The sequence below is a fragment of the Pigmentiphaga sp. CHJ604 genome, assembly GCF_036972535.1.
GTDB classification, from domain to species: Bacteria; Pseudomonadota; Gammaproteobacteria; order Burkholderiales; family Burkholderiaceae_B; genus Pigmentiphaga; species Pigmentiphaga daeguensis.
Genome location: NZ_CP136998.1, coordinates 1,947,838 through 1,963,783, shown reverse-complemented (window position 1 = coordinate 1,963,783; position 15,946 = coordinate 1,947,838). Strand labels below are relative to the sequence as shown.

General features: G+C 68.7%; 16 protein-coding genes. 10 read left to right on the top strand and 6 right to left on the bottom strand.

Annotated elements, in window-relative coordinates; translation table 11 throughout:
- Window positions 1-69: 69 nt before the first annotated feature.
- Complete coding sequence (gene upp, locus R4823_RS09515; RefSeq protein WP_087841025.1) at window positions 70-720, top strand: uracil phosphoribosyltransferase; 651 nt, start codon at window positions 70-72, stop codon at window positions 718-720.
- A gap of 19 nt (window positions 721-739) precedes the next feature.
- Here upp and R4823_RS09510 read toward each other — a convergent pair whose 3' ends face one another.
- From R4823_RS09510 to R4823_RS09485, 6 genes are all read right to left on the bottom strand, one after another.
- Entirely contained in the window at window positions 740-1,603 is an 864-nt protein-coding gene (locus tag R4823_RS09510; protein ID WP_303395847.1) for an N-acetylmuramoyl-L-alanine amidase, read from the bottom strand.
- An 82-nt stretch (window positions 1,604-1,685) separates the two neighbouring features.
- Window positions 1,686-3,299 (bottom strand): DHA2 family efflux MFS transporter permease subunit, encoded by a 1,614-nt coding sequence (locus R4823_RS09505; RefSeq protein WP_087841024.1) that lies wholly within the window; start codon window positions 3,297-3,299, stop codon window positions 1,686-1,688.
- Between the two features lie 25 nt (window positions 3,300-3,324).
- Window positions 3,325-4,635 (bottom strand): efflux RND transporter periplasmic adaptor subunit, encoded by a 1,311-nt coding sequence (locus R4823_RS09500; protein ID WP_087841023.1) that lies wholly within the window; start codon window positions 4,633-4,635, stop codon window positions 3,325-3,327.
- A gap of 57 nt (window positions 4,636-4,692) precedes the next feature.
- Window positions 4,693-6,117, bottom strand: coding sequence for an efflux transporter outer membrane subunit (locus tag R4823_RS09495; protein WP_087841022.1), 1,425 nt, complete (start codon window positions 6,115-6,117; stop codon window positions 4,693-4,695).
- A 94-nt stretch (window positions 6,118-6,211) separates the two neighbouring features.
- Window positions 6,212-6,700: a MarR family transcriptional regulator gene (locus R4823_RS09490; protein WP_087841021.1), complete on the bottom strand. Its 489-nt coding sequence runs from the start codon at window positions 6,698-6,700 to the stop codon at window positions 6,212-6,214.
- A 106-nt stretch (window positions 6,701-6,806) separates the two neighbouring features.
- The gene (locus R4823_RS09485) at window positions 6,807-8,324 is read right to left on the bottom strand and encodes a helicase HerA-like domain-containing protein (RefSeq protein ID WP_338618453.1); all 1,518 of its coding nucleotides are present in this window, start codon (window positions 8,322-8,324) and stop codon (window positions 6,807-6,809) included.
- Window positions 8,325-8,557: 233 nt separating this feature from the next.
- Here R4823_RS09485 and R4823_RS09480 point away from each other — a divergent pair, with 233 nt between their 5' ends.
- From R4823_RS09480 to R4823_RS09440, 9 genes are all read left to right on the top strand, one after another.
- Window positions 8,558-9,292, top strand: a complete 735-nt coding sequence (locus R4823_RS09480; RefSeq protein ID WP_132980387.1) for a YebC/PmpR family DNA-binding transcriptional regulator — start codon at window positions 8,558-8,560, stop codon at window positions 9,290-9,292.
- On the top strand, window positions 9,289-10,584 hold the full coding sequence (gene purD, locus R4823_RS09475; RefSeq protein ID WP_338618450.1) for a phosphoribosylamine--glycine ligase: 1,296 nt from the start codon (window positions 9,289-9,291) through the stop codon (window positions 10,582-10,584). The genes R4823_RS09480 and purD overlap by 4 nt, the downstream gene beginning before the upstream one ends.
- A complete protein-coding gene (gene hemF, locus R4823_RS09470; RefSeq protein ID WP_279813757.1) occupies window positions 10,581-11,489 on the top strand; it encodes an oxygen-dependent coproporphyrinogen oxidase in 909 nt (302 codons plus the stop codon). The genes purD and hemF overlap by 4 nt, the downstream gene beginning before the upstream one ends.
- Window positions 11,486-12,115 carry a nicotinate (nicotinamide) nucleotide adenylyltransferase gene (nadD, locus tag R4823_RS09465; protein ID WP_254914665.1) on the top strand — a complete coding sequence of 210 codons (630 nt, stop codon included), beginning with the start codon at window positions 11,486-11,488 and terminating at the stop codon, window positions 12,113-12,115. The genes hemF and nadD overlap by 4 nt, the downstream gene beginning before the upstream one ends.
- Before the next feature lie 2 nt (window positions 12,116-12,117).
- Window positions 12,118-12,477: a ribosome silencing factor gene (gene rsfS / locus R4823_RS09460; RefSeq protein WP_087841015.1), complete on the top strand. Its 360-nt coding sequence runs from the start codon at window positions 12,118-12,120 to the stop codon at window positions 12,475-12,477.
- A gap of 91 nt (window positions 12,478-12,568) precedes the next feature.
- Window positions 12,569-13,042 (top strand): 23S rRNA (pseudouridine(1915)-N(3))-methyltransferase RlmH, encoded by a 474-nt coding sequence (rlmH, locus tag R4823_RS09455; protein WP_087841014.1) that lies wholly within the window; start codon window positions 12,569-12,571, stop codon window positions 13,040-13,042.
- 146 nt (window positions 13,043-13,188) lie between these two features.
- The gene (locus R4823_RS09450) at window positions 13,189-13,785 is read left to right on the top strand and encodes a nucleoside triphosphate pyrophosphatase (RefSeq protein ID WP_087841013.1); all 597 of its coding nucleotides are present in this window, start codon (window positions 13,189-13,191) and stop codon (window positions 13,783-13,785) included.
- 67 nt (window positions 13,786-13,852) lie between these two features.
- On the top strand, window positions 13,853-15,319 hold the full coding sequence (gene rng, locus R4823_RS09445) for a ribonuclease G (RefSeq protein WP_087841012.1): 1,467 nt from the start codon (window positions 13,853-13,855) through the stop codon (window positions 15,317-15,319).
- Window positions 15,320-15,443: 124 nt separating this feature from the next.
- Window positions 15,444-15,938, top strand: a complete 495-nt coding sequence (locus tag R4823_RS09440) for a GNAT family N-acetyltransferase (protein WP_338618442.1) — start codon at window positions 15,444-15,446, stop codon at window positions 15,936-15,938.
- Window positions 15,939-15,946 lie beyond the last annotated feature (8 nt).

Genomic DNA, 15,946 nt, shown 5'->3' with positions numbered 1-15,946 from the left:
ATCGCGCATACAATCGCGGAGAATATCGGCCGCGCCGAGGCGCCGTCCGCCCATCCTCAAGGTACGCATGTGAAGACCGATCCGCGCTTTCCCAACCTGTTCATCCTCGATCACCCGCTGATCCAGCACAAGCTGACCCACATGCGCGACAAGAACACGTCGACGCGGACGTTCCGCCAGTTGCTGCGCGAAATCTCGCAACTGATGGGCTACGAGGTCACCCGCAACCTGCCGCTGGCGCTGCGCCCCATCGAGACGCCCATGACGCCGATGGACGCGCCGGTGATCGCCGGCAAGAAGCTCGCCGTGGTGCCGGTGCTGCGCGCGGGCAGCGGCATGGCGGACGGACTGCTGGACCTGGTGCCCTCGGCCCGCGTCGGCCATATCGGCCTGTATCGCGACGACCAGCACCGGCCGGTGGAATACCTCGTGCGCCTGCCGGAGCTGGAAGGCCGCACCTTCATCCTGTGCGATCCGATGATAGGCACGGGCTATTCGGCCGCCCACGCCGTGGAGGCGTTGAAAAAGCGCGGCGTGCCGGCCTCGAACATCATCTTCGTCGCGCTGGTGGCCTCGCCCGAGGGCATGCAGGTCTATTGCGACCACCACCCCGACGTTCCCATGTACCTGGCGTCGCTGGACGACTACCTGGACGAGAACGCCTACATCGTGCCGGGGCTGGGCGACGCCGGCGACCGCCTCTTCGGGACCAAGAACTAGGCCGGCGTCCCCCGGGTTCCTACCAGGCCGACGCATCGCCCGCGCCCGCCGGCCCCGACGCTGCCACCAGCGCCGCCAGCACGCCGGCGGTCTCGGCATCCAGCACGCCGTCGTAGCGCGCGGGCCGGTAGTGCATCTGGAACGCCGCGACGACCGCCCGCATCTCGCGCTCGGGCGCCTCGAGGGGCGGCACCGCATAGCCCACCCGGGCCAGTTGCTGCCGGACCGAAGCCATGTCGGGCAGCCCCTGGGCAGCGAAGCGCGCCCCCAGCGCCTGGGCCACCGATTCGTCATACCATCGCCCCACGCCCTCGCGCGCCAGTTCGCGCCACGGAAACAGCGGCCCGGGGTCCTGCTTGCGCAGCGGCGCGATGTCGCTGTGGCCGACGATGTTCTCGGGCGCGACGCCGTGGCGCTCGGCAATGTCTCGCACCAGCGCCTTCACGGCCCGGATCTGCGACGGCCGGTACGGCTGCCAGGCCGGCGTGCCGTCGGCGGCGGTCCCGACCGGGCCGCGATTGACGATCTCTATGCCTATCGAACTGCGATTGAGCCAGGTATAGCCGCCCCACTCGCTCTGGCCGGCATGCCAGGCGGCGCGGCTCTCGTCCACCAGCCGGTAGATGCGCGGCGGCTCGTCGTCGGTGATCAGGTAATGGCTGCTGACCTCGCCCTGGCTGAGTATGCCCAGCGCCCGCGGCGACTCGGACACAGTGTAGTGGAGCACGATGAACCGCACGCGGCTGCCCTGGCTGCGTGCGCTGACGGACGTGTCGATGTCCAGGCCGGCCTTGCCTGGCGCCATCGGGGCACACCCCTGGAGCACCAGCAGGCCGGCAAGCCCGAGCATGGCCAGGGGCCGGGAAAGGTAAGACCGGGTCATCGGATTGCTGCTGCCGGGGAAATCCGATGGAATATAGTCGTTCGCGAGGCCGCCGTAAATTTCACGGCCGCCGCCCCGCCCTTCAGTGCGCGCCGCCCGCATCGACCGGGGCGCCCGCGCCGCGCTTGCCCGGCTTGGCCAGCCAGACCATAGCGGTCAGCACCAGGAAGATGATGGCCGAACCGTAGAAGATGTCGACCACGGACATCGTCAGCGCCTGCCCGTTGATCAGGTTGTTGACCGACGCCAGCGCCTGGTCCGGCGACATGCCCGCGCCCTGCATGCTCGAGAGCGCCTGCGACGTGGCGCCACTGCCGGCGGCGATGTGCTCGGTCAGGTGGGCATGATGCATGGCCGCCCGGTCCTCCCACATCGTCGTCGAGATGGAAGTGCCGAACGCCCCCGCGGTGATCCGCAGGAAGTTCGACAGGCCCGAGGCGCTGGCGATCTTGTCAGGCGGCAATCCGGCCAGGGTCAGCGACACCAGGGGCACGAAAAACGCCGCCATCCCCGCACCCTGGATCACCGTGGGCTCGAGCAGGGTCACGATGTCGGCCTGCGGCGTGAAGTTCGAACGCATGAAGCTGACCGCGGCGAACACGCCGAAGGCGACGGTCACCAGGATGCGGGGATCCGTGCGCGCCAGCATGCGGCCGACGATGGGCGTGAACACGATGGCGAGCAACCCGATGGGCGCGGTCACCATGCCGGCGTCGGTAGCGGTGTAGCCCATCTGCGTCTGCAGCCACAGCGGCAAGAGCACCACGTTGCCGAAGAACACCGCGTAGGCGATCGACAGCGTCAGCGCGCCGACGGTGAAATTGCGCCCCGCGAACAGCCGCAGGTCGACGACGGGATGCCGGTCGGTCAGTTCCCAGATGATGAAGAACACGAAGCCGACCACGGCGATGACGGCCAGCGTCACGATGGTGCCGCTGGCGAACCAGTCGAGCTCCTTGCCCTTGTCCAGCATGATCTGCAGCGCCGCGATCCAGACTACCAGCAGCACCAGCCCCATGGTGTCGATGGGCAGCTTGCGGATGGGCGATTCGCGCTTGTGGTAGATGCTCCAGCTCACCCATGCCGCCACCAGGCCGACGGGGATGTTGATGTAGAAGATCCACGGCCACGAGTAGTTGTCGGAGATCCAGCCGCCCAGCAAGGGGCCGGCCACGGGAGCCACCAGGGTAGTCATGGCCCACAGCGCCAGCGCCATGCCGGATTTCTCGCGGGGGTAGCTGCCCAGCATCAGGGTCTGCGACAGCGGAATCATCGGGCCGGCCACCAGGCCCTGCAGCACGCGGAACGCGATCAGCGATTCCAGGTTGGGGGCGAGACCGCACAGCCACGACGCGACGATGAACAGCAGCACCGAGGCGATGAACAGCCGCACCTGCCCGAAGCGCATGGTCAGCCATCCCGTCAGCGGCAGCGAGATGGCATTGGCCACCGCGAACGAGGTAATCACCCAGGTACCCTGGCTGGTGCTGACCCCCAGGTCGCCCGAGATGGCCGGCAGCGACACGTTGGCGATGGACGTGTCGAGCACGTTCATGAACACCGCCGCCGACAGGGCGACCGTGCCCAGCAGGCGCTGGCCGCCCTGCAGCGGCGGATGGGCCGCCGCCGGACTGCCGGGCGCGGGGTTCGCGGCGGGCTCGTCGGCCGCCGCCGGGGAAGAAGCGTTGGTCGTCATGGAAGCATCCGTGGCCGGCGCGGCTTTACATCACGCCCGCGCCGTGGCGAGCGACCGTCGTCGCGCCGCCCAGCTCGGCACGGACGGGCGTCGAGATGTGCAGCGGCGAGGTCTTGGCCATCGCGGGCTTGGCTTCGGCCGCGCGGCCGCCCAGGTTCTGGGCGATGGTGGCGGCCACCAGGGCATCGGCATCCTCGCGGGCGTGGTCCATGACCGTGGTCGAGTAGGCGGGCTCGGTGCGCGTCGCCTCGGCCAGCGCGGGGCCGTCGGTGGACGACACGTCCACCGAGACGTTCATGGACAAGCCCACGCGCAGCGGATGCGCCTCGATTTCCTTGGGATCCAGGGCAATGCGCACCGGCACGCGCTGCACCACCTTGATCCAGTTGCCGGTGGCGTTCTGGGCAGGCAGCAGGGCGAACGCACTGCCGGTGCCGGCGCCCAGGCCGGCGACCTTGCCGTGGTATTCGACCTTCGAGCCGTAGACGTCCGCTTCCAGCGTGACGGGCTGGCCGATGCGCATGCGGCCCAGTTGCACTTCCTTGAAGTTGGCATCCACCCACACCTGGTCCAGCGGCACGATAGTCATCAGCGAGGCGCCGGGGGCCACGCGCTGCCCCACCTGCGCGCTGCGCTTGGCCACGTAGCCGGTCACGGGCGCGGGCAGCGTGGTGCGCGACAGGTTGATGTAGGCCTCGCGGACCTTGGCCGCGGCGCCCAGGACGTTGGGATGCTGCTCGACGCTGGTGCCGTCGGTAAGCGCGGTATTGGTGGCGAGCTGCTCGCGCGCGGCCACCAGGGCCGCCTGCGCCGAGGCCAGCGCCGACTTGGCGTTGCTGACCGCGGTTTCGGCGTGCAGCAGTTCTTCGCCGCTGACCGCGCCGGACGAGGCGAGCTCCTGCCGGCGCTTGGCATCGTTCTGGGCCTTGGCAAGATCGGCTTTCGCGCGCTCGATGTCGGCCTGGCGCACCGCGATGTTGGCGGTCAGCGCGCCGTTGTTGGCGTACAGCGTGCGCACCTGGCGCACGGTCTGGGCCAGCGCGGCCTGGGCCTGGTCCAGCGCCACCTGTGCGTCGGCCTTGTCCAGCAGGATCAGCGGATCGCCGGACTTCACGTAGTCGGTGTCATCGGCCTGGATGGCGACGACCGTGCTGGCGATCTGGGGCGTGATCTGCACCAGGTTGCCCTGCACGTAGGCGTCGTCGGTGCCTTCGTAATGGCGGGCCACCAGCGCCCACCAGGCGCCGTAGGCGACGGCGGCCACGGCGAACACGCCTGCGGCGCCCAGCAGCAGTTTCTTGCGGGGGTTCTTGGAAGCTTGTTGTGCGGTTTCCATCTCTTTTTCCCTTGCGCCGCGCTGCGCGCGGCATGAACAGGTGTTCGACTCGTTCGGCTAGCGCGCGGCGGCGACCGGCTCGGCCGGGCCGGCGGGCAGTTCCGCGCCGCCGCCCAGCGCCTTGGCCAGCGCGACGTCCAGCGTCAGGGCGCGGGCCTTCAGATCGGTATCCAGCCGGGTCTGCGTCAGCACCGCGCTCTGCGCGGTCAGCACGCTCAGGTAGTTGCCCAGGCCGGCGCGATAGCGCTTGACCGCCAGCTCGTAGGCCTGCTCGATGGCCTCGCGGGCCTTGCGCTGCTCGCCGCTCTCGCGGTCCAGCGCGCGGATCGACGCCAGCGTGTCGGCCACTTCGTTGACGGCATGCAGCACGGTCTGGTTGTAGGACGCGATGGCCAGATCGGTGTCCGCCGCCCGGCCCTTCAGGTTGGCATTGAGCCGCCCGCCCTCGAAGATCGGCAGGGTGATGGCCGGGCCGACGCCGATGATCTGGCTGCCGGACTTGAACAGATTGGACAGCCCCAGTGCCGACGTGCCGACGAAGCCGGCCAGGTTGACGTCGGGATAGAACATGGCCTTGGCCGCGTCGACGTTGCGCTGGGCGGACTCGACCCGCCACCGGGCAGCCACGATGTCGGCGCGCCGGCCCAGCAGCGACAGCGGTATGCTGGCCGGCACCTCGGTGCCGGGCGACACCAGCGGCACCGGCCGGATGGCCGCGCCGCGCTCCGGGCCGGCCCCCGCCAGCGCGGCCAGTTCGTTGCGCTGCAGGGCGATGCTCTCGTCGACCTGCGCCAGTTGCGTACGGGCTTCGGCCAGCGCCGAGTCGGCCTGCTTGACCTCCACCTGCGTATCCAGCCCCGAGGCATAGCGCTGGCGGGTCAGGTCGGCCACGCCCTCGCGCTGCCCGATGGCGGCCAGGAGCACATCGCGCTGAGCGAACAGACGCTGCAGGTTGAAGTAGGCCGATCCCACCGCGCTGGCCAGGATGCCCACCGCCGCCTGGTTCTCCGCCTGCGCCGCCCGGCTTTCGGACACCGCGGCCTTCAGCAGCGAGCCGTTCTTGTTCCAGAAGTCCAGTTCATAACTCACGTTCAGCGCCAGCCGCGAATCGGTGCGCACGCCGCCGGCCAGCGGCGCCGGGATGGCGCCATGCTCGGTATAGCGCTGGCGGGTGGCGGTGAAGGTACCGTCGACCTGGGGCAGGCCGTTCGCGCGGGCGTTGCCCACGGCTGCCTCGGCGCGCGCCAGGCGGGCCTGGGCGATGACGATGGACGGGCTGCCCGCGATGGCCTCATCGACCAGGCCGTCCAGTTGCGCATCGCCGTAGCGATGCCACCACTGCTGCACCGGCCACCTGACGTCGGCCTGCGCCATGCCCAGCGTGGGCGCATCGACCAGGCGGGCGTGCGAGGCGCCGTCCCGGTCCATGCCGGCGCACGCGGCCAGGGCGGCGACCAGGGGCACTAGCAAGATTTTTTTCATGGAAGCTTACGATCCGCTGAATTTAGTTGCCTTGCCTATTACTGCTTAGGCAGTCATAAAAACGAAACAAGGGCCGCGCCCCGATGGCCCGGCCTCAGCCGCGCTGGGCGCCGTTGGCCGCCATGCGGCGCAGCAAGGACTTCAATTGCTGGACTTCCTGTTCGGAAAAGTCGCGGGTGTGCAGATCGACCGCGTCGTGCAGGCGCTGCGGAACCTGCTCGGTGGCGCGCACGCCCTCTTCCGTCAGCTCCAGCTTGATGACCCGGCGGTCTTCCGCGCTGCGCACCCGCCGTATCAATCCCTTGGATTCGAGGCGGTCGAGCATGCGCGTCATGGCGCCGGTGTCCGAACAGGCGCTGCGCGCGAGTTCGGCCGCCGTTTCCCCCCGCCCCATGGCGAGCAACATCAGCGGACCCCATTGCATGGCCGTCAGGTCGAGCGCCGTCATTTCGGCATCGACGGCGCGCTGCAGCGACAAATGGGCCTGCTTGATCAGGTAGCCCACGCTTTCTTCCGGGTCGTAGCGCCGAATCAGGTCGGCCAGCTCCGGAGAAATGCGGGGGGACGAGGTGGAATCTGCCATGCCGGCATTATTACTGCATAGGCAATGGTTGTCAATGCAGTAATAGACCCACTTATAGTCCCTGCTGGCGACAGGGGCTTCATGGCCGCGCCATGCGCGGCCGGTATCAGCGCCGCTTGCCCAGCAGCGAACCGAGCAGCCCGCGGGTCAGGTCGCGCGCGAGCTGGGTGCCCATCGAGCGCACGGCGCTGCGGGCGGCCGACTCCAGCACGCCTTCGCGGCGGCCGCCCCGGGGGCCGGTGGAACCGAACAGGATGTCGCGCAGGCCATCGGCCAGGCCGCCCTCGGACGCCGGCTGGCCGGGCTGGGCCGGCGCCGTGGCGCCACCGGCGGCCGTGCCCGCGCCGCCGGCCCGGGCGGCCAGGATTTCGTAGGCCGATTCCCGGTCGACGGCCTTTTCATAGATGCCAGCCACCAGGGACGACTGGCGCAGCGCCTGCCGCTCGGCGTCGGTGGCCGGACCGATCCGGCTGCCCGGGGCGACGACGTAGGCACGCTCGGTCGGCCCCGGCCGGCCCTTCTCGTCCAGCAGCGAGACCAGCGCCTCGCCCACGCCCAGCTCGGTGATGGCAGCGGCGATGTCCAGGCCCGGATTGGGCCGCATGGTGTCGGCCGCAGATTTCACGGCCTTCTGGTCGCGCGGCGTGAAGGCCCGCAGCGCATGCTGCACGCGGTTGCCGAGCTGGCCCAGCACCGTCTCGGGTATGTCCAACGGGTTCTGGGTGCAGAAATAGACGCCCACGGCCTTGGAACGGATCAGCCGGACCACCTGCTCGATCTTGTCCAGCAGCGCCTTGGGCGCGTCGTTGAACAACAGGTGCGCCTCGTCGAAGAAGAACACGAACTTCGGCTTGTCGGTGTCGCCGGCCTCGGGCAGGTGCTCGAACAGCGTGGACAGCATCCACAACAGGAAGGTCGCGTACAGCGTGGGCGACTGCATCAGCTTGTCGGCGGCCAGGATGTTGACCACGCCGCGCCCCTGGGCGTCCGTCTGCATCAGGTCGTCAATGTTCAGCATGGGCTCGCCGAAGAAGCGGTCGCCGCCCTGCGCCTCGAGCGCCAGCAGCCCGCGCTGGATCGCCCCCACCGAGGCGGCCGAGACGTTGCCGTAGCGCGTCTTGAACTGGGCGGCGTTGTCGCCCACGTATTGCAGCATGGCCCGCAGGTCCTTCAGGTCCAGCAGCAGCAGGCCGTTGTCGTCGGCGATGCGGAACACCATGTTCAGCACGCCGGCCTGGGTGTCGTTCAGGTTCAGCATGCGGCCCAGGAGCAGCGGCCCCATGTCGGAAACCGTGGCCCGCACCGGATGCCCCTGCTCGCCGAAGACGTCCCACAGCGTGGCCGGGCTCGCGCCCCAGGCCGGCTCGTCCAGCCCCAGCGACTTGAGCCGCTCCTGCAGCTTGGGCGTGGGCGCGCCGGCCTGGGAAATCCCGGTCAGGTCGCCCTTGACGTCGGCCATGAACACCGGCACGCCCTGGCGCGAGAAGGCTTCGGCCATGACCTGCAGGGTGACCGTCTTGCCGGTGCCGGTCGCGCCGGTGATGCAGCCGTGGCGGTTGGCCATGCCCGGCAGCAGGAAAAGCTCGGTTTTGGCGTTCTTGGCAAGGAGAATGGGAGCGGCCATGATGGTTCCGTTGGTCAAACTGGGCGGCGGGGTTGCGGGGATTCTGTGCGCAAGGCCCCGCTCTTGTCAAAAGCCGCGCCGGGCCTGGCTCCGCGCCCCGGTTCGGGAGCTTTCGCAGGGCTGGGATGGTGCGCGGTCTGTGGTATTGGCAGCAAGTGGACCTTCCTCCGGGAGCCGCCACCTGCCGGTCAAGCTAAAATGCCCCTTTCATCGTTACGACACAAGCGATTTCCATGGCCGGACATAGCAAATGGGCCAATATCCAGCACCGCAAAGGGCGCCAAGACGCCAAGCGCGGGAAGCTGTGGACCAAACTGATACGTGAAGTCACCGTGGCCGCCCGCGCCGGCGGCGCCGACCCCGACACCAACCCCCGCCTGCGCCTGGCGTGGGACAAGGCGACCGACGCCAACATGCCCAAGGACACCATCCAGCGGGCCATCGCGCGCGGCGCCGGCGGAGCCGACGGCGACAACTACGAGGAAGTCCGCTACGAAGGCTATGGCATCGGCGGAGCGGCCGTCATCGTCGACTGCATGACCGACAACCGCACGCGCACCGTGGCCGAGGTCCGCCACGCCTTCGCCAAGCACGGCGGCAACCTGGGCCAGGAAGGCTCGGTCGCCTTCATGTTCAAGCACTGCGGCCAGTTCCTGTTCGCCCCCGGGACGCCCGAGGACAAGGTCATGGAACTGGCGCTGGATGCCGGCGCCGAAGACGTCATCACCGACGACGAAGGCGTGATCGAGGTCATCTGTGCCCCCACCGACTACGTCGCCGTCAAGCAGGCCTTCGACGGCGCCGGCATGAAGGCCGAGATGGACGGCATCGTGATGAAGGCGCTCAACGAAACGGCCCTGTCCGGCGAGGACGCCGAGAAAATGCAGAAATTGCTGGACGTGCTGGAATCCCTGGACGACGTCCAGGAGGTCTACACCACCGCGGTCATGGACGAGTCACCCACATGAAGCTTCTCGTCATCGGCTCCGGCGGCCGCGAACACGCCCTGGCCTGGCAACTGGCCAAAGCCGCGAAGACCCAGAAGGTGTTCGTCGCCCCCGGCAACGGCGGCACGGCCCTGACCTCGCACCTGCAGAACATCTCCCTCACCGACCCGACGCAACTGGCCGACTTCGTCGAAAAGGAAGGCATAGGCCTGACCGTGGTGGGCCCCGAGGCCCCGCTCGCGGCCGGCGTGGTGGACATCTTCCGCGCGCGCGGGCTGAAGATCTTCGGCCCCACCAAGGCCGCCGCGCAACTGGAAAGCTCCAAGGACTTCGCCAAGGCCTTCATGGTTCGGCACGGCATCCCCACCGCCAAGTACCAGACTTTCACCGACCCGGCGCAGGCGCACGCCTACATCGACCAGGAAGGCGCGCCCATCGTCATCAAGGCCGACGGCCTGGCCGCCGGCAAGGGCGTGGTGGTCGCCGGCTCCGCCCAGGAAGCCCATGCCGCGGTCGACGCCATGCTGGGCGACGGCAAGCTGGGCCAGGCGGGCGCGCGGGTGGTGATCGAGGAATGCCTCGAGGGCGAGGAAGCCAGCTTTATCGTGCTGTGCGACGGCAAGCATGTGCTGCCGCTGGCCACCAGCCAGGACCACAAGCGCCTCAAGGACAACGACGAAGGCCCGAACACCGGCGGCATGGGCGCCTACTCGCCCGCCCCCGTGGTCACGCCCGAGCTGCACGGCCGCATCATGCGCGAGGTCATTTGGCCCACCATCCAGGGCATGGCCAAGGACGGCATTCCGTTCACCGGCTTCCTGTACGCCGGGCTGATGATCGGCCCGAACGGCATCAAGGTGCTGGAATTCAATTGCCGCATGGGCGACCCCGAAACGCAGCCCATCATGATGCGCGTCAAGAGCGACCTGCTGGAAGTCTTCGAGCACGCGGTGGCCGGCACGCTGGACCAGGCCAACATCGACTGGGACCGCCGCACCGCGCTGGGCGTGGTCATGGCCGCCCACAACTATCCCGACACCCCGCGCACCGGCGACGTCATCCGCGGCCTGCCCGCCGAGACGCCCGACAGCATGGTGTTCCATGCCGGCACCACCGAAAGCGGCGGCGAGGTCCGGACCAGCGGCGGCCGGGTGCTGTGCGTCACGGCCCTGGGCGACTCCGCCCGGCTGGCCCAGCAGCGCGCCTACGACGTGCTGCAGTCCATCCATTTCGATGGCGCGCAGTACCGCCGCGACATCGGCTGGCGGGCCATCACGCGCCGCAACGCCCCCGCGGAGCCCGGCACGGCATGAAGATAGACACCGCGCTGACCCGCGCCTATTTCACCGGCCTGCAGTCCCGCATCGTCCAGGCCCTGGAGGAAATCGAAGGCGGCCCCTTCCGTTCGGACGCCTGGGAGCGGGCCGAAGGCGGGGGCGGCGTCTCCCGGCTGATCGAGGGAGGCCGGGTGTTCGAACGCGGCGGCGTGCTGTTCAGCCACGTGACCGGCGCCACGCTGCCGCCCTCGGCCAGCGCCCACCGCCCCGAGCTGGCCGGACGCCCCTGGGAAGCCATGGGCGTCTCGCTGGTGATCCACCCGCGCAATCCCTACGTGCCCACGGTGCACATGAACGTGCGGGTGTTCATTGCCAAGTCCGTCCATGCATCGGACGACGATGACGTGTTCTGGTTCGGCGGCGGCATGGACCTGACCCCGTACTACCCCTTCGAGGAAGACGCGGTCCATTTCCACCGTACCTGCAAGGCCGCGCTCGATCCCAGCGGCGGCGATCTCTACCCGCGCTTCAAGAAGTGGTGCGACGAGTACTTCTACCTCAAGCACCGCAAGGAAGCGCGGGGCCTGGGCGGCATATTCTTCGACGACTTCAACGAAGGCGGCTTCGACCACGCTTACGCCGCGACCCGCTCGGTGGGCGATGCCTTCCTGGACGCCTATCTGCCCATCGTGCGCCAGCGCGTGGCGCTGCCCTACGGCGAACGCGAACGCGACTTCCAGGCCTACCGCCGTGGGCGCTACGTCGAGTTCAACCTGGTCTTCGATCGCGGCACGCTGTTCGGCCTGCAATCCGGAGGGCGCACGGAGTCCATCCTGATGTCCATGCCGCCGCTGGCGCAATGGCGCTACGACTGGCACCCCGAACCCGGTTCGCCCGAGGCCCGCCTCTACGAACTGCTGCCCCCCCGGGACTGGGTTTGAGCGCCTCCACGACACCTCGCATCGGTCTTCTGGGGGGCAGCTTCGACCCCATCCACGAAGCGCACCTGACGCTGGCCCGCACGGCGCTCGCCCACCTGGGCGCAGCCTCGGTCCAGCTCATACCCGCGGCCGCGCCGTGGCAGCGCCAGCCCCTGGCCGCCACGGCCGAACAGCGCGCGCAGATGGTCGCGCTGGCCATCGCCGGCCAGCCCGGTCTGGCCCTGAACCGGATCGAGATCGATCGCGGCGGTCCCAGCTACACCATCGATACCCTGCGCGCCCTGGCGGGCGGCACGGGCACGCCGGTTGCTGGAGACGCTCGCTACGTCTGGATCCTGGGCGCGGACCAATTGGCGAATTTCTGTACCTGGAATGAATGGCAGGGCATCGTCGCGCTGGCCGATCTCGCGGTGGCCGGCCGCCCTGGCAACGAGCCCGAGCCGCCCGCTGCGCTGCACGCGGAACTGGCGCGGCACGGGCGCACCCTGCACCGGCTGCCCATGCCCGAGATGGCGATATCCAGCTCCGGCATCCGGCAACGGCTGGCCCGCGGCGAATCGGTCGACGGCCTCGTTCCCCCCGCCGTACTTCGGTACATCACCCAGCATCGCCTGTATCAGGCCTGAATATGGACATACGCAAACTACAACGCGCCGTCGTCGATGCCCTCGAGGACGTCAAGGCGCAGAACATCACGGTGCTGAACACCACCCACCTGACCAGCCTGTTCGACCGCGTCGTCATCGCGAGCGGCACCTCGAACCGGCAGACCCGGGCCCTGGCTTCCAGCGTGAGCGAGAAGATCAAGGCCCTGGGCGGCGAGGTCATCGCCACCGAAGGCGAGGAAACCGGCGAGTGGGTGCTGGTGGACCTGGGCGACATCGTCGTCCATATCATGCAGCCGGCCATCCGCCAGTACTACAACCTGGAAGAGGTCTGGGGCGGCAAGCCCGTCCGGGTGAAGCTGAGTCCCCCCCCTACGCGCTGACGCGCGCCCCCCAGGGGGCGATGCGAGTGGACCGGCAAAGCCGGATCCACCGCATCCTGGGTCTGGACATCTGACTAACGAGGCTTGGGGCATGAAGCTCATCATCATCGCCGTGGGGCATCGCATGCCGGGCTGGGTGGACGAGGCCTATGCGGACTATGCCAAGCGCATGCCGCCCGACCTGCCGATCGAACTGCGCGAGGTGCGGCCGGAGCCGCGCACCACGGGCAAGACCGCCGCGCAGATGCAGGCGCTGGAAGCCCGGCGCATCGAAGCCGCCCTGCCCGCCGGCGGACGCTGGCTGGCCCTGGACGAGCGGGGCCGCGACCTGACCACGATGGACCTGTCCAAACAGATGCAGCAATGGCGCGACGACGGCCAGGACGTCGCCCTGCTGATAGGCGGGCCCGACGGGCTCGACCCCGACCTGAAGCGCCGCTGCCACGGCATGCTGCGGCTGTCCAGCCTGACGCTGCCGCACGGCATGGTGCGCGTGCTGCTGGCCGAGCAACTGTACCGGGCCTGGTCCATCCTGGCCAACCACCCCTATCATCGAGGCGGCTAGGATGAAACCCACCCCCTACGCGCTTACGCGGGCCCCCTCAAGGGGGCGACGCTGGCGGACCGGCAAAGCCGGATCCGCGGCGTCCTGGATCAACCAGCACCCGCTTCATCCGTCACGAAAGGCGCATCGCGCCATGGGGCGCTGACATGCCCTCCATCTACCTCGCCTCGCGCAGCCCGCGCCGCCGGGAACTCCTGGCGCAACTGGGCGTCGAGCACGAATTGCTGCTGCCGCCGCCCTCGGACGGTCCCGACGAGCCGCAGCTACCGGGCGAACCCGCCGCCGACTACGTGCGCCGCACGGCCCGCGAAAAAGCGCTGACCGGCGCCGAACTGCTGAAGCAGCGCAAGCTGGCCGAGCGCCCCATCCTGGCGGCGGACACGACCGTCATCCTGGACGGCGAGGTGCTGGGCAAGCCGGTCGACCGGGACGATGCCCAGCGCATCCTGGCCCGGCTGTCGGGGTCCGAGCACGAGGTGCACACGGCCCTCGCGCTGGTCCATCGCGGCGCGCTGCACGAAGACGTCTCGATCACCCGCGTGCGCTTTCGCGAACTGACGCCGCGCGACATCGCGCGCTATTGCGACACCGGCGAACCCTACGACAAGGCCGGCGCCTACGGCATACAAGGCCTGGGCGGCGTATTCGTGCAGCACATCGCCGGCAGCTTCACCGGCGTGATGGGCCTGCCGCTGTACGAGACGGCGCGCCTGCTGGGGCTGGCCGGCATCGTCCTGCCCTGATCCCGGCCCCGCCGGCACCCGACTCGCGGTAAGCTGCGGATAGTCGCGCACGCCACCGGCACATTCCATGACCGAAGACATTCTCATCAACGTATCCCCCTACGAAACCCGGGTCGCCGTCATCCAGCAGGGAGCCGTCCAGGAACTCCACATCGAGCGCACCTCGCAAAAGGGCTACGTCGGCAACATCTACCTCGGCCGCGTCGCGCGCGTGCTGCCGGGCATGCAAAGCGCCTTCATCGACATCGGCCTGGGCCGCGCCGCCTTCCTGCACATCGCCGACATCCGCGAAAGCCGCCAGGAGCGCGCCCACGGCGGCCACCCCGCCACGCCCATCGAGAAACTGCTGTTCGAGGGCCAGACCCTGATGGTGCAGGTCATCAAGGACCCCATCGGCACCAAGGGCGCCCGCCTGTCCACCCAGATCAGCGTGGCCGGCCGCATGCTGGTCTACCTGCCCTACGATCCCCACATCGGCATCTCGCAGCGCATCGAATCCGAGGCCGAGCGCAACCAGTTGCGCGACCGGGTCCAGCGCCTGGTGCCGGCCGAGGAGAAAGGCGGCTACATCGTGCGCACCCAGGCCGAGGATGCTTCCGACGAGGAACTCGCGGCCGACATCGCCTACCTGGGCAAGCTGTGGGCCATCATGCAGCAGCAGGCCCGCACCAAGGGGGCGCCGTGGCTGCTGCACGAAGACCTCAACCTCGCGCAGCGGGTGCTGCGCGACGTGGTCAGCACCGAGACGGCCTCCATCCAGATCGATTCGCGCAGCAGCTTCACCCGGCTGCTGGCCTGGGCGCGGGAGTTCACGCCCTCGGTCATCGACAAGGTCATGCACTACACCGGCGAACGCCCGCTGTTCGACCTCTACAACGTCGACGAGGAAATCAACCGGGGCCTGTCGCGCCGGGTCGAGCTGAAATCGGGCGGCTACCTCATCATCGACCAGACCGAGGCGCTGACCACCATCGACGTCAACACGGGCGGTTTCGTCGGCGGACGCAACTTCGACGACACCATCTTCAAGACCAATCTCGAGGCGGCGCAGGCCATCGCGCGCCAGTTGCGGCTGCGCAACCTGGGCGGCATCGTCATCCTCGACTTCATCGACATGGAGAACCTGGAACACCGCGAGGCGGTGCTGGGCGAACTGCGCAAGGCGCTGGCGCGCGACCGCACGCGCATCACGCTCAACGGCTTCACCCAGCTGGGACTGGTCGAGATGACGCGCAAGCGCACGCGCGAATCGCTCAGCCACGTGCTGTGCGAATCCTGCCCCACCTGCCAGGGCCGGGGCCAGGTCAAGACCGCGCGCACGCTGTGCTACGAGATCCTGCGCGAGATCCTGCGCGAGGCGCGGCAGTTCAACCCCAAGGAATTCCGCATCCTGGCCGCCCAGGCAGTGGTGGACCTGTTCCTGGAAGAGGAAAGCCAGAACCTGGCGGCGCTGGGCGATTTCATCGGCAAGCCGATCTCGCTGCAGGTCGAGGGTATTTATAGCCAGGAGCAGTACGACATAATTTTGATGTGATGCGGATGTCCTGGATCAAACGGCATGCGCACGCAACCACGGCCTAGGCATGGGCCGGGCTTGAACTCGTGTATCGTGTTCACGAGGCGCTCCTGACAATCGGCATATCCCTTTGCAGCCATCCATGACACTCCCATCCCTGCGCCCCCTCTCCATCGACGACTACGAACCCATCGCCTCGGTGGTCGACGACTGGTGGGGCGGCCGTCCCATGCGCGGCCTGTTGCAGCGCCTGTTCTTCGAGCACTTCCGCGACACCAGCTTCGTCGCCGGCCAGCCCGGGGAAGTGCGCGCCTTTCTGATCGGCTTCGTCTCGCAATCGGAAGCGGGCGTGGCCTACATCCATTTCGTCGGCGTCGACCCCACGCTGCGCGCCGCGGGCCTGGGGCGGGTGCTGTACGAGCGATTCTTCGATACCGTGCGGGCCCGCGGCTGTCGCGAAGTGCGCAGCATCACCTCGCCCGCCAATAGGGGCTCGATCGCCTTCCACCGGAGCATGGGCTTCGAGCTGGCGCCCGGAACCGGTGTCGTCGACGGCGTCCCCGTCCATCTCGACCATGCCGGCCCAGGCCAGCATCGCGTGTGCTTCCACAAGCCCATCGGGCCCGCCCTTTCCTGACGAACCCA